16 protein-coding genes, 1 tRNA gene and 2 pseudogenes are annotated in these 22,068 nt (G+C 36.9%); 9 read left to right on the top strand and 10 right to left on the bottom strand.

Annotated elements, in window-relative coordinates; translation table 11 throughout:
• The 3 genes and pseudogenes from BZK16_RS12610 to glmM all read right to left on the bottom strand — a co-directional run.
• Nucleotides 1-336, bottom strand: a pseudogene (locus tag BZK16_RS12610) (deoxyribonuclease I); the annotation flags it as partial.
• 307 nt (nucleotides 337-643) lie between these two features.
• Nucleotides 644-720 (bottom strand) — tRNA-Arg (locus BZK16_RS12615).
• Between the two features lie 12 nt (nucleotides 721-732).
• Nucleotides 733-2,040 (bottom strand): phosphoglucosamine mutase, encoded by a 1,308-nt coding sequence (gene glmM, locus BZK16_RS12620; protein WP_077929255.1) that lies wholly within the window; start codon nucleotides 2,038-2,040, stop codon nucleotides 733-735.
• Between the two features lie 178 nt (nucleotides 2,041-2,218).
• Between glmM and BZK16_RS12625 the strand changes: the two genes are divergently transcribed.
• The 4 genes from BZK16_RS12625 to asd all read left to right on the top strand — a co-directional run bounded on the left by BZK16_RS12625 (nucleotide 2,219) and on the right by asd (nucleotide 5,904).
• Nucleotides 2,219-3,172: an NAD-dependent epimerase/dehydratase family protein gene (locus BZK16_RS12625; RefSeq protein WP_077929256.1), complete on the top strand. Its 954-nt coding sequence runs from the start codon at nucleotides 2,219-2,221 to the stop codon at nucleotides 3,170-3,172.
• A 10-nt stretch (nucleotides 3,173-3,182) separates the two neighbouring features.
• Nucleotides 3,183-3,638: a dUTP diphosphatase gene (gene dut, locus BZK16_RS12630; protein WP_077929257.1), complete on the top strand. Its 456-nt coding sequence runs from the start codon at nucleotides 3,183-3,185 to the stop codon at nucleotides 3,636-3,638.
• Between the two features lie 16 nt (nucleotides 3,639-3,654).
• Entirely contained in the window at nucleotides 3,655-4,725 is a 1,071-nt protein-coding gene (gene leuB, locus BZK16_RS12635; RefSeq protein WP_077929258.1) for a 3-isopropylmalate dehydrogenase, read from the top strand.
• Between the two features lie 69 nt (nucleotides 4,726-4,794).
• The gene (asd, locus tag BZK16_RS12640; protein ID WP_077929259.1) at nucleotides 4,795-5,904 is read left to right on the top strand and encodes an aspartate-semialdehyde dehydrogenase; all 1,110 of its coding nucleotides are present in this window, start codon (nucleotides 4,795-4,797) and stop codon (nucleotides 5,902-5,904) included.
• Nucleotides 5,905-5,975: 71 nt separating this feature from the next.
• Here the strand turns inward: asd and BZK16_RS12645 are convergent.
• Both BZK16_RS12645 and BZK16_RS12650 read right to left on the bottom strand, forming a co-directional pair.
• Nucleotides 5,976-6,836 (bottom strand): annotated as a pseudogene (locus BZK16_RS12645) (glutathione S-transferase family protein); the annotation flags it as partial.
• 57 nt (nucleotides 6,837-6,893) lie between these two features.
• Nucleotides 6,894-9,443, bottom strand: coding sequence for a PilC/PilY family type IV pilus protein (locus BZK16_RS12650; protein WP_143691183.1), 2,550 nt, complete (start codon nucleotides 9,441-9,443; stop codon nucleotides 6,894-6,896).
• A 1,289-nt stretch (nucleotides 9,444-10,732) separates the two neighbouring features.
• Between BZK16_RS12650 and BZK16_RS12660 the strand changes: the two genes are divergently transcribed.
• From BZK16_RS12660 to BZK16_RS12680, 5 genes are all read left to right on the top strand, one after another.
• Nucleotides 10,733-12,289 (top strand): UvrD-helicase domain-containing protein, encoded by a 1,557-nt coding sequence (locus BZK16_RS12660; protein WP_077929263.1) that lies wholly within the window; start codon nucleotides 10,733-10,735, stop codon nucleotides 12,287-12,289.
• A 3-nt stretch (nucleotides 12,290-12,292) separates the two neighbouring features.
• Nucleotides 12,293-12,649, top strand: coding sequence for an ArsC/Spx/MgsR family protein (locus BZK16_RS12665; RefSeq protein WP_077929264.1), 357 nt, complete (start codon nucleotides 12,293-12,295; stop codon nucleotides 12,647-12,649).
• A gap of 3 nt (nucleotides 12,650-12,652) precedes the next feature.
• A complete protein-coding gene (locus BZK16_RS12670; RefSeq protein WP_077929265.1) occupies nucleotides 12,653-13,051 on the top strand; it encodes a DUF423 domain-containing protein in 399 nt (132 codons plus the stop codon).
• A 2-nt stretch (nucleotides 13,052-13,053) separates the two neighbouring features.
• Complete coding sequence (gene purB, locus BZK16_RS12675; RefSeq protein ID WP_077929266.1) at nucleotides 13,054-14,421, top strand: adenylosuccinate lyase; 1,368 nt, start codon at nucleotides 13,054-13,056, stop codon at nucleotides 14,419-14,421.
• 160 nt (nucleotides 14,422-14,581) lie between these two features.
• Nucleotides 14,582-15,592 (top strand): glycosyltransferase family 2 protein, encoded by a 1,011-nt coding sequence (locus BZK16_RS12680; RefSeq protein ID WP_077929294.1) that lies wholly within the window; start codon nucleotides 14,582-14,584, stop codon nucleotides 15,590-15,592.
• Between the two features lie 6 nt (nucleotides 15,593-15,598).
• Here BZK16_RS12680 and BZK16_RS12685 read toward each other — a convergent pair whose 3' ends face one another.
• From BZK16_RS12685 to ileS, 5 genes are all read right to left on the bottom strand, one after another.
• Nucleotides 15,599-17,302 (bottom strand): helicase HerA-like domain-containing protein, encoded by a 1,704-nt coding sequence (locus tag BZK16_RS12685; protein ID WP_077929267.1) that lies wholly within the window; start codon nucleotides 17,300-17,302, stop codon nucleotides 15,599-15,601.
• 323 nt (nucleotides 17,303-17,625) lie between these two features.
• Entirely contained in the window at nucleotides 17,626-17,889 is a 264-nt protein-coding gene (locus BZK16_RS12690; protein ID WP_077929268.1) for a hypothetical protein, read from the bottom strand.
• Nucleotides 17,890-18,027: 138 nt separating this feature from the next.
• Nucleotides 18,028-18,969 carry a 4-hydroxy-3-methylbut-2-enyl diphosphate reductase gene (gene ispH, locus BZK16_RS12695; protein WP_077929269.1) on the bottom strand — a complete coding sequence of 314 codons (942 nt, stop codon included), beginning with the start codon at nucleotides 18,967-18,969 and terminating at the stop codon, nucleotides 18,028-18,030.
• Nucleotides 18,962-19,465 (bottom strand): signal peptidase II, encoded by a 504-nt coding sequence (lspA, locus tag BZK16_RS12700; RefSeq protein ID WP_077929270.1) that lies wholly within the window; start codon nucleotides 19,463-19,465, stop codon nucleotides 18,962-18,964. Before lspA ends, ispH begins: the two co-directional genes overlap by 8 nt.
• Nucleotides 19,458-22,055, bottom strand: a complete 2,598-nt coding sequence (gene ileS, locus BZK16_RS12705) for an isoleucine--tRNA ligase (RefSeq protein WP_233145302.1) — start codon at nucleotides 22,053-22,055, stop codon at nucleotides 19,458-19,460. Before ileS ends, lspA begins: the two co-directional genes overlap by 8 nt.
• Nucleotides 22,056-22,068: the final 13 nt, after the last annotated feature.

Here is a 22,068-nt window from a genome sequence, read left to right on the forward strand (position 1 = left end):
TCTACAATTATTACGACCACCATTCTGCCAACATCGATATTGTCTCCCAACGATAGAGATAGGCAGGACATGTTCCCATTCTAATCTTCTAGCTCTGATTTCATCTTCTCGTATTTTATAACCACAGGCTTCCACATCAATTAATCCTGAACCTTTAACGCCTCTCCATGTAATTGGGCAATCACAATATAAATCATTGGTTGTATCAAAATAAATACTCTGAACTGCTGCGGCCTTAGCTTCAATAAAGTTCTGTGGAGGAGTAATTTCTACATCATTTGCAGAAACAGGTGACGCAAATATACCGCATACAATTAATATCTTGATAATTTTCATTCTTATTGCCTACTTAATAATATTTGAAGGCATGATAACAAAAAAAGAACCATCATTTCTGATGGCTACATTTGCTATGCTACTTTCTTTTCAATCAACATCGCATGACACACTATGAACGCATTGCTGTTCGATGTAATGCTAATGCAGAATCATCAACCTAACCAATAACAGTATAGAAAAATGATATGAAAATTTCTTATCAATTATACTGTATCTTTTATTTGCACACTGTTTCAGTCTTTTAATTATTATTTACTGATACTAGNNTACTGATATTGCTAAATTATGTATGTTTTAAAGAAGTTGGTGCCCTGGGCGTGATTCGAACACGCGGCCTTTCCCTTAGGAGGGGAATGCTCTATCCAGCTGAGCTACCAAGGCATATTTCTATTATTATTTCTGATTTTCAATTAATTTAGCAAGTGTTTCTGCATATTCACGTGATGCTTTCACATCAAAACTTTCCACCATCACACGTACAACAGGCTCTGTACCTGATGGACGAATCAATACTCGCCCTTTATCACCTAATTGTTGTTCAACAATTGCAATCGCATTTGTGACTGCTTCTGTTTCCCAGCCATCACGATCTGCAATTTTCACATTAATTAATGTTTGTGTAGATTTTGGAATATGTTGAAGTGCTTCCTGAATTGTCATGTTTTTAGCAAGAATTGCCTGTAAAGCTTGCAAAGCAGCAATGATACCATCGCCCGTTGTATGTTTATCCATACAGATGATATGGCCTGAGTTTTCACCACCTAACGTTAAGCCATGATGCTTTAATTGTTCCAACACATAACGATCACCAACTTTAGCACGAATTAAATCAATACCTTCTTGCTTCAATGCATATTCAAAGCCTAAGTTACTCATGATTGTTGCAACAATTGCTTTTTCTTTACGATGCGTTGCGATCAAATATAAAATCGCATCACCATCATAAACAATGCCTTTAGAATCCACAATTACTAAACGATCACCATCACCATCAAAGCCAATACCACAATCTGCTTTTTCTTCTAATACTTTCTTCTGAAGTGCCGCAGGTTGCGTTGAACCCACTTGATCATTGATGTTAAAGCCGTTCGGTTGATTACCGATCACAATAACTTTTGCACCCAATTCAGTGAATACATGTGGGGCGATATGATAGGTTGCACCATTTGCACAATCCAAAACAATCTTCATGCAGCGTAAGTTCAAATCACGAGCTGAGCTTTTACAGAACTCAATGTAACGGCCTGCGGCATCTGTGATACGACGCACACGACCAAATTTATCAGGATCTACTGAAATTAATGGTTCTTCTAATTGGCGCTCGATTTCAAACTCGATGCTATCATCTAATTTTTGACCATCTTCACCAAAGAATTTAACACCATTATCATAATAAGGATTGTGTGAAGCTGAAACCATACAGCCCACAGATGTATCCAATGTTTTCGTTAAATATGCAATGGCTGGTGTTGGCATTGGGCCTGTTAAAGCCACATCTACACCTGCGTATGTTAAACCAGCTTCTAGTGCTGATTCAAACATATAACCTGAAATTCTTGTATCCTTGCCAATTAACACACGTGCACCTTCGCGTGCTAAAGTTTTTCCTGCCGCATAACCCAGTCTTAAAATAAAATCTGGTGTCATAGGAACTTGCCCTGTTAATCCTCGGACGCCATCAGTACCAAAATAACGACGCATGCAGACTCCTTAATTTTGTTAGTTTTCTTAGTGAGACTGATTTTATACTGTTTTGCTAAAAATTGATATTCCGATCACTTGTCAAAATATGTAGAGATATCTAGATATGCAGTTTACGACCTGCATCCCTTTGGTTAGAATGGATCAGTTATCCTTCCTACTTTTAGAGGAGTTGTATATGTCAAAAATAATCATTCTCGGCGGCAGTGGCTACGTAGGTAGCCATATCATCAGCCGTTTAGCGAGAGATAAGAATAATTCGATCATTGCATTCTCACGCAACAAAAATCCACAAGTGGACACACGACAATTCCAGTTTGTGAAGTTTAAAAGCTATTCACAAACTGATGCAGAAATGCTCTATCACATCCATGATGCAGATATCATCATTAACTTAATTGGCACAATGGATGGTAATCGTAAACGTGCCACTAAAGCGCATGTGGAATTAGTTAAGCATTACGCAGAGTTAGCTAAGCAAACCAATATTAAACATTTTGTGCACATGAGTGCATTAGGTGTTTCTGAAAAAGGCGGTAGTCTTTACTTTGAAACTAAATGGCAAGGTGAAGTTGCACTGAAAGAAACATTAAAAGACAGTGATATTAAAGTTTCCATTATCCGCCCTTCATTTATGTTTGGTCACCGAGCACCAAGCATTGATAATTTGGTACGTTTAATCAATAAATGCCCACTATTTATGCTGCCTGGCGCATTTACTAAATTCCAACCAATCTATATTGATGATGTGACACAAGCTATTGAAAACATCATAGAGACACAAGAAAATCATGAACAAACCTATGATTTAGTTGGCCCAGAAGTTATGACATTTTTAGAGATGATTCGTGATGTTATGCGTTATTCTCAGCTATGTCGTAAGAAAGTTATCGCGATGCCAAGCTTTTTTGCATATATGTTAGCATTGACCACAGGATGGTTCCCAAAAGCACCATTTACAATGAATCAATATAACAGCTTGAAAGTCGACAGCATTTCAGATACAAATAATCTATCGCAATTAAATATTGAACCGCAATCATTCCAATCCGTCATGAGCTTTGAGTACAAATATGGTCTACAAGATCGCTATGAAAATGACAGAATGATCGCAGGTAGAAATATTATTTAAAGGATTTACAGTGTTATTAGTTGATTACAAAATTTTAGACAAACGTTTAGGCAATGAATTTCCGCTGCCAAGTTATGCAACTGCCGGTTCTGCTGGTTTAGACTTGCGTGCAATGTTGGATGAGCCTTTAACGTTGCAACCAGGTGAAAGCGCATTTGTGAAAACAGGCATAGCGATCTACATTAAAGATCCTGCATATGCTGCAATGGTATTGCCACGCTCTGGTTTAGGTACAAAACATGGGATTGTACTTGGCAATCTTGTGGGCTTAATTGATGCAGATTATCAAGGTGAATTAATGGTTTCAGCTTGGAATCGTAGCAATAAAGCTTTTACAATTGAAGTTGGCGAGCGCTTAGCACAGATGATTATCGTGCCAGTGATCCAAGCGAATTTCCAAGAGGTAGAAGAGTTTGAAGCATCGGAGCGCGGCGCCGGTGGCTTTGGTCATACAGGCCGCAATTAAACAATAAGGATGAGGAATGAAAGTATTAGTATTACCTGGTGATGGTATTGGTCCAGAAATCACAGAACAAGCAGTTCGTGTATTAAATGTTATGAATGACAAGTATAAACTTGGCATTGAAACAGAAACCGCACTCATTGGCGGTATTGCTTACGATAAAAGGGGCAAACCACTACCAGATGAAACCCTAACCAAAGCACTCGCAGCAGATGCTGTTTTGCTTGGCGCAGTGGGTGATACTAAATATGATACATTGCCTCGTGAAGTTCGCCCAGAACAAGGCTTACTAGCAATTCGTAAAGGTTTAAACTTATTTGCTAATCTTCGCCCTGCCCATGTTTTCAAAGAATTGGCACATGCTTCTTCTTTAAAAGAAGAATTAGTTTCTGGGTTGGATATTTTAATCGTGCGTGAATTAACGGGCGATATCTATTTCGGCCATCCTCGTGGTATCGAAATCCGCAATGGTGAAAAAGTTGGCTTCAATACTATGTTGTATTCTGAATCTGAAATTCGCCGCATTGCACATGTTGCATTCAAAGCAGCACAAGCACGCAATAAACAAGTTTGTTCTATCGATAAAATGAATGTGTTGGAAACAACACAATTATGGCGCGATGTTGTAACAGAAGTTGCCAAAGAATATCCTGATGTAAAATTATCACACATGTTAGTGGACAATGCAGCAATGCAATTAGTCCGCCAACCAAAGCAGTTTGACGTAATGTTAACAGGCAATATCTTTGGTGATATTTTATCGGATGAAGCTGCAATGTTAACAGGCTCTATTGGCATGTTACCTTCTGCATCTTTAGATGAAAATAACAAAGGTTTATATGAACCAAGCCATGGTTCAGCTCCTGATATTGCAGGCCAAAATAAAGCCAATCCTTTAGCAACCATTATGTCTGTAAGCATGATGTTCAAATACACATTGAATCGCCCTGAAATTGCAAAAGAAATTGATGATGCCATTGAAGCTGTATTAAGCAAAGGCATTCGCACAGGCGATATTGCACAAGCGAACAGTACAGTGGTTGGTTGTAAAGAAATGGGTGATGCAGTGATTGCAGAGCTTCAAGCATAATCAATTTAAACAAATATTGATCTTACCTAAAGGTAAGATCAAGAAATTGCATTACTAAGGATACAAAAAATGAAAAAAGTAGGTTTAGTTGGTTGGCGTGGAATGGTTGGCTCTGTGCTTATGGAAAGAATGGTTGAAGAAGGTGATTTTAAACATATTCACGCAACATTCTTTTCGACATCCGACTCTGGTGGTGCTGCACCTAATATGGGCGGCTCACAAGAAAATGTATTAGAAGATGCTTACAATATTGAAGCATTGATGGCACAAGATATTATTTTGACATGCCAAGGTGGCGATTATACAAAAGCTGTTTATGAAAAATTACAGCTAACAGGTTGGAAAGGTTACTGGATTGATGCTGCATCCACTTTAAGAATGGAAGATAATGCCATCATTGTTTTAGATCCAATCAATCGTCACAACATTGATCAAGGCTTGAATAATGGCATCAAAACTTTTGTTGGTGGTAACTGCACAGTTAGCTTGATGTTGATGGCTTTGGGTAGCTTATTCAAAGAAGGCTTAGTGGAATGGACAACATCCATGACTTACCAATCAGCTTCTGGTGCTGGTGCACAGAATATGCGTGAATTGTTACAACAAATGCAATTCATTGGTAATGAAATGGCTGAAGATTTGATCTCTCCTGCAAAAGCAATTTTAGAAATAGATCGCCGTGTTTCACACTTGTTAAAACAAGATCAATTCCCTAAAGATAACTTCACCGTACCTTTAGCGGGTAACTTAATTCCTTGGATTGACAGCGAATTAGCTGATGGTCAAAGCCGTGAAGAATGGAAAGGCATGGTGGAAACTAATAAAATTTTAGGATCAAGCCGTGATGTTCCTGTGGATGGTATTTGTGTTCGTGTTGGCGCAATGCGCTGTCACTCACAAGCATTGACATTAAAACTCACAAAAGATGTACCTTTAGATGATATCGAAACTATGATTCGTGAATCTAATGATTGGGTTCGTGTGATTCCTAATCACCGTGAAGATACCATGAAACTATTAACACCAGCGGCTGTTTCAGGCACATTGGAAGTTCCCGTTGGCCGTTTACGTAAAATGAAAATGGGTAATGAATATTTGTCTGCTTTCACTGTTGGTGACCAATTGCTATGGGGTGCTGCTGAACCTGTTCGCAGAATGTTGATGATTTTAGTTAACTAATTATCTACATAAGTTCGAACCATAAAAAACCGATCTTTTGATCGGTTTTTTTATAAGCATAATTCATAAACCTATAAACTAAAATCAATTTCAGGACCAATTGGCACAATGCCACTTGGATTCAATGATGGATGGCTTTCATAGTAATGATACTTAATATGATAAAAATTAATTGTTTCTACAAATTCAGGCTTCGCATATAACTCACGTAAATAACGCCAAATTTCAGGGTAATCACGCAACTGCTTTTTATTGCATTTGAAATGGCTATAATAAACAGCATCAAAGCGAATTAATGTCACAAATAAGCGAATATCTGCTTCTGTCAACTGATTACCCACTAAGTAATGCTTATCCTTTAAATAAATTTCTAAATAATCCAAAGCATCAAATAATTCTTCATAAGTTTGATTGTAAGCTTCTTGTGACTTTGCAAAACCACAACGATAAACGCCATTGTTAATGGAATGATAGAAACGATCATTCATTGCATCAATTTCTGTACGTAAAGCTTCAGAATAATAATCACCCTGCAAAGCACCTACATCATCAAATGCACTATTGAACATGCGAATGATGTCAGCCGATTCATTGCTCACCACCATATTTGTTTTCTTATCCCACAATAGTGGCACAGTCACAACTCTGCCATTTTCTTCATAGTTAGGATCAACTTTTCGATACAATTCGTACAGAAATTTTGCATTAAACAATGGATCCTCATCAGAATTTTGATCTTTTTCAAAATGCCAGCTTTCTTTGCCCATTCGCCAATGAACTGTACTCACAGAAACAAAATCCTGTAATCCTTTCAAATTACGCATGATCAAAGTACGATTCGCCCAAGGGCAAGCCAAACTTACATATAAATGATAACGGCCTGTTTCAAATGCAAATTCTCCATCTTTTGTAATCCAGTTACGAAACAGACTCTACTTTACGCTGAAAACTACCTTTTACATTTTGCTGAGTCATTGAAAATTCCTATTTTAGTAATGCGCATTACGTTTCATAATAGATACGCGCCCAGGTTCTAAAATTTCTTCAAATGGTGGACAGATTAAAGTCATGCCATTTGTCATGATTGCATTACATTCACCTTCTTCATCTAAATAATGGCCTTTTCTGAGCAAATTCGTACTTGATAAAGATTCTAATTCAATCAAGTCAAAATCACGATCATTACCATTTTGCATTTCACCATCTTTACTCATCGAGCTTGATTCATCAGTGCGAACTAATTTTAATGTTGGCAAGATCACACTATCAAATTGAATCACATGTTCCCTGCTCATTTCTTCTAAACGAGTATCTGTATCCTCAGCTAAAACGCCACCTGTGCGTGCATTGATTTGGAATAACCAAGTATCAGGGCTTAAATCTGGGCGATAACACATAGCATTATCTGGCATTGCTCTTTTATCATGTAATGCATATGTCTGTAAAAATACAGTACCATTGAATACTACAGGCTTTTGTGACAATGCTTCATTTGCTGAACGACTCAAAGCAACACGCCAACCATCGTGCTCTTTCTCTATTTCATTATTGGAAATACTACGAGCATCATCATCCATATTAGTGCTTAAAGTTTGCTCTAAAAAATTGCTTTGACTGCTCAATGGACCATCTTTAAATCCTGTAAAGTTATCATCCTCAAAAATTCCATAAATAGCTTGCTGTGCATAACTCCCAGTAAAATCTTCTTTCTTGTCGTAACTCCCTGTACCAAAAATGACAACATTTTTTCTATCATAACGAGATACTGAAGGTGCTTGAGTAATTGGTTGATCATGGTTACCTTCATAAATCATTTCTAACTTCCAATCGGAAGACTTATCACTACGTAGATCTAATCGATATAAATGGCCATTCAAATCACCAACATATCCAACATCTGCGACACCATCAAAAGTTAAATCCACCAATGTTGGTGCAGATAAGCTATTTTTGTATTTGAGAGATATACCTTTAGGAATCTCTGCTGTGACTTTCTTAATCAATTTCCCAGGTGTTGCATCTTTCTTATTTTTCCCCAATGCAACGTTAACCCCAATTGCATCATAAATATATAAAGTTGGCCCTGAATCTTTATTTTGATCCCCAAACTCACCAGATGGTAAAACAGCGACATAACGCACATCACTTTTCATATTCGGCAATCCTCCTGAGCGAGACATTGCAATACGAGAAATTACAGGACGACCTGAAATATGACCAATGGCATCACTACCTTGTTTAGCAGCGCCAAATGCATCTGAGTTTGTATCCCATAAAAATGAAGTTGTTGCCCAGTCTTTATGTCCAGAGCCCTCTAAACCAAGTTTAATATTAGAATTTTCGTGTGCTACACCGCCTGCATTTAATGCAAATGCACCAAAGCCACCTTGACCAATAGAGCTGACAAGAAATGTTTGTCCCTTATTGGTTGTGCGATAAGCAATTTGACCACTAATGCCATATTCATGGGCAGGGTACATTGATTCTTCACCATATCGAGGATCTGCACGATATTTCAAATTTTCCATCAAAGTAGAGCCATCTGATCGTTTTGCATTCCCTGGAATATATGCAAACTCATAAATATAGGGAGCTAATTGTGATATATCTTCCAGCCCTGGCATATTAGGGTCAGGTTCGATATTATATACTGGGTTGGCGCGATAAATCTTAAGCATACCATCATTGGAAGCCACCGCTAAAATCCCTGGTGCTTTAATGCTTGGTTTGTAGCTACCCATTATCTCAATTGAGTCATTAGTGATATCACCTAAAAATCTTTTTTCTGACTCAGGACTATATGAACGAGTTCTATACTGAGGGTAAGCTTCATCACCCAAATGTTTCTCATTTGTTAGCCCATTACCTTTACCATTAACATCGCCATCTGCGATTAACCAATGAATAAACTCTTGCGTATTTTCTTTGCCATCCAAGGCAAAATCTCTATTGGTTAATCTATTTTTTGAAACGATATTGCCATATAGATCACCCGAATTTGACAACATATATAAATCTTTATTACCTCCTAAAAACACTCGAGGAAACCCATTGGCATATCTTGCAGACGTATAATCTTTATCGTTAATACTTTCTCTAAATTTAAGTTCACTACTCCAACCTTTAGGGTTAGAAGAAGCATGAATCCACATCTGCTGATCAGTATTATTAGGGTTTATATATACAGCAGGAGCAGTTCCCTGAAACTCAGTTTTAGGTATCATTTCATGCACAAACTCTTGTAGATATAACAATACATCTTTAGCATATGCCGCATCTACAGCAGGGCCTCCAGAATATGTTCTAAATTTTTCTAATAATAAAAAATCCTCCCCTCGTTCATTATTATTACGTTCCGAATTTCTAATAGATAATAAATAGGTCTTAATATACTGATTAGGAAAATCAGATTGATTGTAATAATAGCCTTCTAAATCCCTACTATTACTAGATTTAGGATGAGTTTTTGCATATTTTTTTGCTGTTTCTAGCATCTTATCCTGAGTTAATTCTTCTAAGTCATTAGTGATAATTACCACATAACTATCTTGACATCGATATTTAATATTGTTTNTAAAAAATCCTCCCCTCGTTCATTATTATTACGTTCCGAATTTCTAATAGATAATAAATAGGTCTTAATATACTGATTAGGAAAATCAGATTGATTGTAATAATAGCCTTCTAAATCCCTACTATTACTAGATTTAGGATGAGTTTTTGCATATTTTTTTGCTGTTTCTAGCATCTTATCCTGAGTTAATTCTTCTAAGTCATTAGTGATAATTACCACATAACTATCTTGACATCGATATTTAATATTGTTTTCTAAATAATCAATTGCATTAGGATAAACATCATTCAAATCGCCTTGGCTCAAAGTCATAGTTTTTGTGAGTAAATCTAAGTTGTCTTGATAATCTTGTACTTCTGCTGGCGTAAAGTGAGAGATTTTTTTATACATATCTGTCATTAAAGGCACAAGCAAAGATAAGCCCATATCATACTTTTGCTTCTCTCCTAAACCTGGTAGTTCTTTCTGATATGTTTGTACTTTCACAAGGGATGCGCTTTTATAAGCATTGAATCCTAATCTTGGCTGACCATTACCTGAACCTAAAGACCTTTGTAATTGCCCATTAAACTCAGGTGCATAATTATAAATATTATCTGTATTGTCATTAATATTATTATTGCCAGTGCCAACAGCATATGTAAACCCTGTAGGTGCACTACTATCAATTTTCCAATGCATATCTTTAGCTACATCACTTAATGACATGAGCGCTAAATCTAATTTATTATAAGTATCAGGATAAACATTGAGCAATGCAGCTTTAACAACATCAATTTGCCTTGCATCATTTGAAGTAGGCCCTGTTCTTTTAGGAATACTTGCTTGCATGATATTTGAGTTATCAACAATGATTGCTACATTTGGCACAACCTTATTGATATAACGATGTAAAGCAACAGGGTTTGCTAAATAAGGCGTTTTGGACTGATTAGCCTGTGCCAATTCTGGCATAGTCGCCACTAAAATACTCAGTGCTAATGGTGCTATTTTTAATTTTTGCATAATCGCCTCAACTTAAACATAATTCTTGTAATTTTATCATTTCTATACATATCTTACGATATACTTATAACCAAGCTGTTAACTATTATATAATTTAAATCAAATCATTTGGTAAAAATCATTAACTGAATATCTTTAACTTTTCGATGATCTTTTCCATTACCTACAGAACTATATCAGCATAGCTTTCATATCTTTGATAGAATAACGTTTTTCATTTTTGCAACTCATGATGATCAGCCTATCGCAATGAAGCTAACTCCAGAGCAAGATGCCATTCTTGCAATTGATGCTAATTTAAAAGTCAATGCCGTTGCCGGTTCCGGTAAAACGACAACGATCGTCGCATACGCAAAATCTCGTCCCAATGATGCAAAAATTCTCTATTTAGCCTTTAACCAAACTGTTAAACAAGAAGCTATTCTGCGATTTCAGCAAGCTGGCTTGTATAATGTCACTGTAGAAACAGCTCATTCATTGGCATTTCGTTACATTGTGCGTCGTGGTGGTTATCAGCTTAAAAATAATGGTTATTCTATTCCTGAAACTGTGAATGTTTTGGAGTTGCAATCATCCATGCCAATTCAACGGGCTTATCTCTTTGCGCATCATATTGATAAGTTACTTCGTTTCTATTGCAATAGCTCTGTCAAAAGTGCTGATGAACTCGATTACTTTAGCCTATTGAGTGATGATAAAGCCAAAGCTTTTGTGAAAATGAATTATTCAGAAATAGTGGATTATACAAGAACCTTCATTCGCAAAATGAACCAAGCAGAGATCGAAATCACTCATGATTTTTATCTCAAAAAGTTTCAATTAGTGCGCCCTAACCTACCTTACGATTATATTTTCTTTGATGAAGGGCAAGATGCATCTTCAGTAATGTTGGATATTTTCTTAAAGCAACCTGCCAAAAAAATGATTGTCGGCGATCTTCATCAGCAAATTTATGGCTGGCGCCATGCTGTGAATGCCTTAGAAGAAACAGACTTTACAACATTTCCTTTAACAAAAAGTTTCCGCTTCCATTCGGACATTGCCCTTTTGGCAGAATCTATTTTGGAATGGAAAAGCTACTTGCACATTAAAGATGATTTAACCATTGAAGGCGTTGGCGCAACTGATAACAAGCATCAAAAAATTGTTTTAGGGCGAACCAATTTAGGTTTACTCCGTGAAGCGATTCGTTACATTCATGATCCTTCTTTAACAGGTTCTATCTATTTTGAAGGCAGCATTCATGCTTATACACATACAGAAGAAGGTACATCTTTATATGATGTTGTGAATCTGCATTTGGGCAAAATTGATAAGATTCACAGCCCAATGATTAAATCCTTTGAGAACTTAGAATCCTTGGAAGAGTATGCAGAAGAAACGAATGATGCACAGTTAAAAATGCTCATAGAATTAGTGCGTTTATACGGCGCTAAAATCTTTGGTGTAATGAAAAAATTAAAAGATCGTTTGGTTACCAAAGAAGATAAAGAAACTGCTGATCTACTCTTTTCCACTGTGCATCGTAGCAAAGGTTTAGAATACGATGAAGTCTATCTTGTAGAAGATTTCATCACTGAAGATGAAGTGAAACGTTTATCCAAAAATGCAGATTCATTGCAAAATCTAAAAATTATCGAAGAAATTAATCTATTATATGTCGCGATTACGCGTGCGAAACATACCATTTACATTGCAGAGAATATGTTGCCGAAGGATTTCCCTCAATTGCCACACATTAAGATCATGAATCCGAAAGTGCGAGTGAATTATCTGCAAGAGTTTTACAATATTGGAAGGAAATGAATCATGTGGACTATTTATCACAATAGCAATTGCTCTAAATCCAATGCAGCTTTTGATCTTCTGAAGGATAAAGGCGTTGAGTTTCAAATCATCAATTATATTGAAAATCCACCTTCTGTTGATGATTTAAAAACCCTATGTGCACAACTGAACAACGATATTGAAGCGATGGTTCGTAAAAAAGAAGAAGGTTTCTTAGCAATTAGTGAACAATGGGATGGTTGGACATTGGATCAAAAATTAGAATTCTTATCTCAAAACTCTCAGCTCATGGAACGCCCTATTTTAGTTAATCCCAATAACAAAGCAAAAATTGGCCGCCCTGATCACACTGTATTATTCGAACTATTTGAGGATTAATTAATGCGTAACTTCTTTATCATCGGTGGATTATTCTGCGCTTTAGCGGTTGGGTTGGGTGCTTTTGGTGCGCATGCTTTAAAACCTTATTTAGACAGTTATGGTTTAGGTTTGTGGGAGCGTGCTACTTATTATCAAATGACGCACGGCATGGCGATCATCATCGCAACACTTGCAGCATATTTCTTTAAAACATCACGTTATTTCTTGATTGCCAATCTATTATTCACGATTGGCATTTTTTGTTTTGCTGGCAGTTTATATACCATCGCACTCACGAACATTAAAATGTTTGGCATGATCGCACCGATTGGTGGCGTTTCATTCATGGCTGCGTGGTTATTGGTTTTCATTGGTTGTTTCAAATCTTCTTCAAACATTGTTATTCCTAAAGGGGCTTAAATATGTTGGATGCAATTACTGCACTCTCTCCACTCGATGGACGTTATTCAAGACAGACATCACCATTACAAAGCATCATGAGTGAATATGGCTTGGTTAAAGCGCGTATCACTGTTGAAATTGAATGGTTCATCGCATTGTCAGAAAATGCGGGCATTCCTGAAGTACCATCTTTTTCCAAAGAAGATGTACAAAAATTGCGTGACATCTATGCAAACTTCTCACCAGAAGATGCTAAAGCTGTTAAAAAAATTGAAAAAACAACAAATCACGACGTAAAAGCTGTTGAATATTGGTTGAAGAATGCATTCAAAGCAGTGCCTGAAATTGCAGAATATTCTGAATTCATCCACTTTGCATGTACATCAGAAGACATCAATAACTTGTCTTATGCTTTGATGTTAAAAGAAAGCATCAACAATGTTGTGAAACCTGAATTATCAGCGATCATCGCAACATTGCGTTCAATGGCACATCAATTTGCTGAAATCCCATTATTGTCACGTACACATGGTCAATCAGCAACGCCATCAACATTGGGCAAAGAGATGGCAAACGTTGTTTACCGTTTAGAGCGCCAATTCAAAGCATTAGAAAAATTTGAATTCTTCGGCAAAATCAATGGTGCTGTGGGTAACTACAACGCGCACATGGTTGCATATCCTGCCGTTGATTGGGAAGCGCATGCACAAAACTTAGTGATCAATCATTTAGGTTTAAGCTTCATGCCTTACTCAACGCAAATCGAACCACATGATTATGTGGCTGAGTTATCTCACATCATGAGCCGTTCAAACACAATCATGATCGATTTAGCGCGTGATATTTGGGGTTACATTAGCTTGGGTTACTTCAAACAAAAAGTAATCGAAGGCGAAGTGGGCTCTTCTACAATGCCACACAAAGTTAACCCAATCGACTTTGAAAATGCTGAAGGTAACTTTGGTATTTCTAACGCATTATTCATTCACTTTGCAGAAAAATTACCAATCTCAAGATGGCAACGTGACTTGAGCGACTCAACAGTATTGCGTAGCTTAGGTTCAGCATTTGGTTACACTTTGATTGCATATAAGAGCTTACAAAAAGGTTTAGGCAAATTAGAAGTGAACGAAGCGATCATCAGCAAAGATTTAGATTTGAACTGGGAAGTATTGGCGGAACCAATCCAAACGGTGATGCGCCGTTATAACATCGAATCTCCATATGAAAAATTGAAAGCATTAACACGTGGACAAAAAATCAGTGCAGAAAAATTATCTGTATTCATCGATTCCTTAGAAATGCCTGAAGATGTGAAAGTGGAATTGAAAAAATTAACGCCACACAACTATATTGGTAAAGCAGTTGAATTAGCGAAAAAGATCTAATCCTGTTTACTGAGCATTAACCAAAACCACATCAATGATCTTGATGTGGTTTTTTTATCATATTTACTCAATTTCTCCCGTAGGAAGAAATTAATATTGGCAGTAGTTTTATAGTGATTCGACTATAATGGATATTCATTCAGATTACTTGGGCATATCCATGAAGAAAATTGGCATCATCGTCGTTTTTTATAATTTAAGTCATTACGTTGAAGAATGTTTAAACTCAATTAAAAACCAATCTTTCACGGATTTTAAATGCATTTGTGTGGATGATCGATCAACGGATGATACTTTTGAGAAACTACAACAATTTGCTGTCAATGATGATCGTTTCATCACGATACAAAATGAGAAAAATTATGGATCACCCTGCCATTCTCGTAATGTTGGCATTGAAAATATGAGTGATTGCGAATACTTCATGTTTATGGATGGTGATGATTTATTACATCCGCAAACAATGGAAATCTGCTTCAATGCCATTGAGAAAAAATCAGAATTAGATTTTGTTGCATTCAATAAATTCACATTTGGCAATGTTTCTGAAATCAAAGATCAAAAATATGATGCTCAAAACATTGCAATTATAGAGCACAATAATGCTTTGGAACTGTTTTTAAAACGTGATAGCCAATCGCCAGATTCACCTGCCTGGAATAAGCTTTATCGCTATGATCGCTACAAAGAGCTCCGCTTTTATGAAGATATCTTTTATGAAGATGATTATATGTATGCATTGCAATTGTATGCAAAAACTAATCATTTCGGAAAGATTGATTTACCACTCTATTTCTATCGCCGCCACGAAGCAAGCGTAACATCAGGTTTGCGTGCAGAACGTTACTTAAACGATGCCACAACACGTTTAAAGCACACTTATGATTACTTCATTATTGGTAACAATATCCCATCACAAGTGGATACTTTGTTTAAACAACAAATGGCCAATGATGCTTATCGTATGATCGTAAGTAAGATCATCCGTAAAACGAAAGGCAAAGAATTGAGAGATCAATTAATTCCAGTTGCTCAACGTAATTTCAAAAAGCTTATCGATGAAAAAATCATCAATCTTAACCATTTAAGCTTTGCTAATCGCTTGGTGATCAAAGCATTTCTCAATGGTCAGTTAGGATTAGCAAAACTGTTGGCAAAAATTTTCGGCTAGTTCGATTTACCTGCGTCGGCTTTTACTATTACCTGACAAAATCTTATTGAGCAGATTAAAAACGCCCCGAATAAAAGTTGCACTCGTCACAAGTTTAATCATGCTTTTCATGAATGTGCTCTCTGCTGATTTATTTGCCTTTGGTGTTGATGATTTAGAGTCACTTGTCGTAACTTGAGATTGCTCCGTTTGCTGTGATAGTTTTTCCAATTTAGCCGTTAGCATTTCATGAGCACTTTCACGATCAATAGTTTGATTATATTTTTTGGCAAGCGATGATTGATTAATCAATCCATCAATTTCCTCTTTCGATAAAATATCCATTCGACTTGCCGGCGCTCGCATCACACAAACCACAAGTGGCGTTGGAATGCCCTTTNTTAGCATTTCATGAGCACTTTCACGATCAATAGTTTGATTATATTTTTTGGCAAGCGATGATTGATTAATCAATCCATCAATTTCCTCTTTCGATAAAATATCCATTCGACTTGCCGGCGCTCGCATCACACAAACCACAAGTGGCGTTGGAATGCCCTTTTCATTCAATGCCGTCACCAATGCTTCGCCTGTTCCCATAGAAGTAATGATTTCATTGGTTGTATAGAATTCCGTTGCAGGAAAGTTCTCTGAGGCTGTTTTAATGGCCTTACGATCTTTTTCTGTAAATGCGCGGAGTGAATGCTGTATTTTCAGCCCCAATTGCGCCAAAACGCCATTGGGAATATCTGTGGGGTTTTGCGTAATGAAATAAATACCAATGCCTTTTGAGCGAATCAATTTCACAATAGTTTCAATTTGATTCAACAATGTTTTACTTGCTTCACTAAAGATCAAATGCGCTTCATCAATGAAGATTACTAACTCAGGTTGTCCGCTATCACCCTGCTCTGGCATTTGGGCATAAACCTGAGATAATAAATTCAACATGAATGTTGAGAATAACTTGGGTTTATCTTGTATATCAGTTAAACGCAAAATATTCACATAACCATAGCCTCGTTCATCCACACGCATTAGATCACGCACATCAAAAGCAGGCTCAGCAAAAAATAGATCCGCACCTTGCTGTTCTAATTCGATAATTTTACGAATAATTGCGCCAGTTGATGAGGAAGAAATACGACCATATTCGCTTTCAATCTCACTTTTGCCTTCATTGGTCAAATACTGCAATGCTTTTTTAAAGTCTTTCAGATCCAATAATGGCAGCTGATGATCTTCACAATATTTAAAAATGAGTGAAACAATACCTGTTTGCGTATCATTTAAATCTAAAATTCTGCTGAATAAAACTGGGCCAAATTCAGTCACAGTTGCACGCAATCTCACGCCATTTTGTTCAGAAATTGACATCAATTCGACAGGAAAACTATCCACTTTAAAAAGTAGATTCATCTTGCTATGGCGATCTCTGATGAAATCGTTTTCTACACCTTTTTCTGCAATACCACTGAAATCCCCTTTGATATCCATCATCAATACAGGAATGCCTTTTGCTGACAATTGCTCAGATAAAACCTGAATCGTCTTTGTTTTCCCAGTACCCGTTGCACCTGCGATCAAACCATGTCGATTAATCGTTTTTAATGGGATATTCACAAAATGATCAGCCAATATATCTTGATCCAACTTAGCAGCGCCAATCGTGATGTAATCACCTTTGCAGGTATAACCTTCTAAGAATTTTTCACTGAATTTTTCTGTCATAATCTTCTTCTATATTGATATTGTGAGATACATGAAAAAACAACAAAGATATCTGGTATTTAAATTATTATCTTTGATCCGCCCATTAATATTTATGCTTAGTATTTCACATTAGCATGAGCGCCCATAAAAATAAACCCCAGCTAAAATGCTAGGGTTTATTTGGATTTCATAAATTTTTGTGTCATTTAATATATCTGTTTAGTAGAGCTTAGCTTGGCCAAAATATGATTAATAACCATAAGATAACAATAAGAATACTTATGGACGATATGCCAAAAAGAAAATNTTTTGTGTCATTTAATATATCTGTTTAGTAGAGCTTAGCTTGGCCAAAATATGATTAATAACCATAAGATAACAATAAGAATACTTATGGACGATATGCCAAAAAGAAAATTATAAAATGTAGATCCTTTTATTTCTTCAGGTGTCTTTCTATTTTCGTAAAGGAGCCCCTGAATTTTATAATGGATTTTCTCACCGACTCTCATGATAACTTCGGTAAATATCCACATTAATATTTCAGTTAAAAAGCCTAGAATGCCCACGATCCCACCTATAATAGCCCCAATTAACTCGCCCATTTTATTTCCTTTATAATTATATTTTTAATGAATAACTTAAATCCTTTCCACTTATAAGTGGAAAGAATTTAAAGGATCAAGCTTCATATTTTATTAGGCATACTATCAATGTAATAAAGTGTTGTATTTAAAAGAGACTTAATCACGAAGTTCTTTTGGTAATGGAAAGACGATTGTTTCAGGATTTTCTGTCACATTTTCTTGAAGAACTGCGCCTTCCTTAGCGAGTAATTCTAGAACTTCTTTCACCAAAATTTCTGGTGCTGAAGCACCTGCAGTTACACCGATATTTTCATGATCATTCAATACTGAAACATCAATATCATCCGCACGATCGATCAAATAAGCAACTGCGCCTTCTTTCTCAGCCAATTCACGTAAACGATTTGAGTTGGAGCTATTTTTAGAACCCACAACAAAAATCAACGAGCATTTCTGAGATAATTCACGTACAGCATCTTGACGATTTTGTGTTGCATAGCAAATATCATCTTTCTTCGGCGCTGAAATCACAGGGAAACGATCACGCAATTTACCAATGATCTCTTTTGTATCATCCAAGGATAATGTTGTTTGTGTTACGTAACTGATATTTTCAGGGTTATCAATGTGGATCTTTTCAGCATCTTGCATATCTTCCACAAGATAAATTTTACCACCAAAAGATGCATCAAATTGCCCCATTGTGCCTTCAACTTCAGGATGTCCAGCATGACCAATCAAAATTGTATCACGTGCATTACGTGCATCACGACTCACTTCCATATGCACTTTTGTCACTAAAGGACATGTTGCATCAAACACTTTCAAGCCACGTTCTTTCGCTTCATTCTGAACAGCTTTAGAAACACCATGTGCGGAGAAAATCACAATTGAATCATCTGGCACTTCATGCAACTCTTTCACAAAAATCGCACCACGCTCACGCAAGCCATCCACAACAAACTTATTATGAACCACTTCATTACGAACATAGATTGGCGCACCAAATTGCTCCAACGCTTTTTCTACAATGCCGATTGCACGATCAACCCCCGCGCAAAAACCGCGAGGATTGGCTAGATAAATCTTTTTACTCATGATGCGAACGCTCAACAAAAGATGACAAAATGACTAAGCCTGCGCCAATTGAAACACAGATGTCAGCGAAGTTAAAAATTGGGAAATAATATGTGCCAAATTGTGTACTGATAAAATCAATCACATAACCATGCCAAATGCGATCAATTACATTGCCAATTGCTCCAGACATAATGAGCGCTAAACCATAAGGTAAAATACGCTCATGTGCTTTACGTCGAATGATCAATACAGCAATCACAATCGCTGCGATAATCGCAATCACAATAAAAAACCAACGTTGCCAACCTGCATGATCAGCTAGAAAACTAAATGCAGCGCCATAGTTATAAGCCAAACGCCATGATAAGAAATCAGGAATCACTGTGATCCCTGCTCCATAAAGCTCTAATGTTGAGTTAAACCACCATTTCGAACCTTGATCAATCACAACTCCGATCAAAGCCAAAACAAAGAAGATCGTAACCTTCTTTGTTTGTAAAGATGAATTAGGCATATTTGCGTTTCTCGCCTTCTGGCGTCAAGTTAGTGATACAACGATCACATAAATCTTCGTGATCTGCATGTGTACCTACATCTTCACGATAATGCCAACAACGCACACATTTTTTGTAGTTATTCACTTCAATTTCGACCGCGAATTGTTCGCCTTCTAATTCAAACACAACTAAATCATCAGCTTTATCTACTAAAGGTTTTACAGTTGCATAAGATGTTAACAATACAAAGCGCAATTCATCTTCTAGCATTGCTAATTTATCGAAAATACCTTGTGAACAGTAGATCGTTGCATTAGATTGCAATGAAGAACCAATTTCACCATTTGCACGATGCTTTTCGATCTCTTTAGAAACTTCTGAACGAACGTTCAACAACATATCCCAGAAAGGACGATCAAATTTCGTGTTTTCTAAAGGCACTAAACCTGTATAGAATTCAGCTAAGAAGATAGATTCTAAACGATCTGCATCTTTCTCACGCATGTTCTGCCATGTTTCTTCAGCTGTGAATGACAAGATTGGTGCCATCCAACGAACCAATGCTTCCAATACATGATGCAATGCTGTTTGGCATGAGCGACGAGCCAACGAGTCTTTTGCACAAGTATATTGACGATCTTTCGTGATATCTAAGTAGAAGCTACCCAAATCGATTGAACAGAAGCTTTGTAATTTCTGATAAATATTATGGAAAGAGAAATCTACATAATGCTCAGAAATTTCTTGCTGTAACTGATGCGCACGATCAATCACCCAACGATCCAATGGCAATAATTCAGCCATAGGCACTGCATCTTTTTTGAAATCAAATTCGCCAGTATTTGCCAATAAGAAACGTACTGTGTTACGAATACGACGGTATGTTTCTGATGTACGTTTTAAGATCTCATCAGATACAGGAATTTCACCACGGTAATCTGTTGAAGAAACCCACAAACGTAAAACATCCGCACCCATTTTATCCATCACATCTTGTGGCTCGATACCATTGCCTAATGATTTAGACATTTTACGGCCTTGAGAATCCACTGTGAAACCATGCGTTAACAATTGCTTGTATGGCGCAATACCATCCATCGCTACAGATGTACAAATTGAAGAGTTAAACCAGCCACGATGCTGATCTGAACCTTCTAGATATAAGTCTGCAGGATAAGTTAATTCTTCGCGTTGACGCAATACCGTGTAATGCGTTGTACCTGAATCGAACCAAACATCCAAGATGTCTTTATTCTTTTCATAGTTGGCAGCATCTTCAGCATTCAAGAATTCTGTAATGTCAGCTTCGAACCAACCTGTTAAACCTTTTTCTTCGATTTGATCTGCAACTTTTAACATCAATTCAGCTGTATTTGGATGCAATTCACCTGTTTCTTTATGCAAGAACAAAGGAATCGGATTGCCCCAATAACGTTGACGAGAAATACACCAATCACCGCGGCCTTCGATCATGCCATATAAGCGTGCTTGACCCCAGCTTGGCGTAAACTTAACACCATCAATCGCTTTCAAGATGTCTTGGCGAAGATTTTTGTTATCCATGCTGATGAACCATTGTGCTGTTGCACGATAGATCGTTGGTGTTTTGTGTCTCCAGCAATGTGGATAGCTATGATCGATCTTAGATAAGAACACCAAAGTATTCTTCTCTTTCAAAGTTTCGATGATATTGCTTTCTACAGTTGTGATATTTTGGCCAGCAAATAAAGGTACTTCTGATGAGTAATCACCATTACCCAATACATAGTTCACCATTGGCAAGTTATATTGCAAGCCTACTTTATAGTCATCATCACCGTGTGATGGTGCTGTATGAACGCAGCCTGTACCACCTTCTAATGTTACATGCTCACCTAAAATTACTGGTACTTGTTTATCATAGAATGGATGATTGAGCTGTAAACCTTCTAAAACTTTACCTTTAAACGTTGCTTTAACAGTGATATCACCTTTCCAACGTTTTACTAAGCCTTCAACCAATTCAGTTGCAACAACCAATTGCTCACCATTGAATTCAACTACAGAGTAATCATATTCAGGATGTACAGACACAGCTTCATTCGCTGGCAATGTCCAAGGTGTTGTTGTCCAAATCACAACAGATAAAGGCGCTGTTACATTTGCATTGGTTGCTGTATTGAATGCAGCCAAATCTACTACTGAAAATTTAACATCAATGCTTGGCGATTTTTTATCAGCATATTCAACTTCAGCTTCAGCCAAAGATGAACCGCAATCCAAACACCAGTTAACTGGACGAGAACCGCGTTCCATATGCCCATTTTCATAGATTTTAGCCAATGCACGAACTGTATTTGCTTCTGTCTTTTTATCGTATGTTAAATATGGGCGATCAAAATCCCCTAAGATACCAAAGCGTTTAAATTCATCGCGTTGTAAATCAACTTGTGTTGCAGCGAAATCAGCACATTCTTGACGGAACTGTTCTGCCGTCATATCAGGACCAACTTTGCCAAATTTGCGCTCAACCACTAATTCAATTGGCAAGCCATGACAGTCCCAACCAGGAACATAAGGAGAATCATAACCCATTTGGCTGTGAGATTTAACAATGATGTCTTTCAAAGTCTTNTAAATT

The sequence above is a fragment of the Wohlfahrtiimonas populi genome, from assembly GCF_002006795.1.
Classification (GTDB): domain Bacteria; phylum Pseudomonadota; class Gammaproteobacteria; order Cardiobacteriales; family Wohlfahrtiimonadaceae; genus Wohlfahrtiimonas; species Wohlfahrtiimonas populi.

What these genes read in the sequence shown, in the direction of transcription:
- glmM (WP_077929255.1), bottom strand. Translation starts at nt 2,040, where the DNA reads ATGCGTCGTTATTTTGGTACTGATGGCGTCCGAGGATTAACAGGGCAA.
- BZK16_RS12625 (WP_077929256.1), top strand. Translation starts at nt 2,219, where the DNA reads ATGTCAAAAATAATCATTCTCGGCGGCAGTGGCTACGTAGGTAGCCAT.
- leuB (WP_077929258.1), top strand. Translation starts at nt 3,655, where the DNA reads ATGAAAGTATTAGTATTACCTGGTGATGGTATTGGTCCAGAAATCACA.
- asd (WP_077929259.1), top strand. Translation starts at nt 4,795, where the DNA reads ATGAAAAAAGTAGGTTTAGTTGGTTGGCGTGGAATGGTTGGCTCTGTG.
- BZK16_RS12660 (WP_077929263.1), top strand. Translation starts at nt 10,733, where the DNA reads ATGAAGCTAACTCCAGAGCAAGATGCCATTCTTGCAATTGATGCTAAT.
- BZK16_RS12665 (WP_077929264.1), top strand. Translation starts at nt 12,293, where the DNA reads ATGTGGACTATTTATCACAATAGCAATTGCTCTAAATCCAATGCAGCT.
- BZK16_RS12670 (WP_077929265.1), top strand. Translation starts at nt 12,653, where the DNA reads ATGCGTAACTTCTTTATCATCGGTGGATTATTCTGCGCTTTAGCGGTT.
- purB (WP_077929266.1), top strand. Translation starts at nt 13,054, where the DNA reads ATGTTGGATGCAATTACTGCACTCTCTCCACTCGATGGACGTTATTCA.
- BZK16_RS12680 (WP_077929294.1), top strand. Translation starts at nt 14,582, where the DNA reads ATGAAGAAAATTGGCATCATCGTCGTTTTTTATAATTTAAGTCATTAC.
- BZK16_RS12690 (WP_077929268.1), bottom strand. Translation starts at nt 17,889, where the DNA reads ATGGGCGAGTTAATTGGGGCTATTATAGGTGGGATCGTGGGCATTCTA.
- ispH (WP_077929269.1), bottom strand. Translation starts at nt 18,969, where the DNA reads ATGAGTAAAAAGATTTATCTAGCCAATCCTCGCGGTTTTTGCGCGGGG.
- lspA (WP_077929270.1), bottom strand. Translation starts at nt 19,465, where the DNA reads ATGCCTAATTCATCTTTACAAACAAAGAAGGTTACGATCTTCTTTGTT.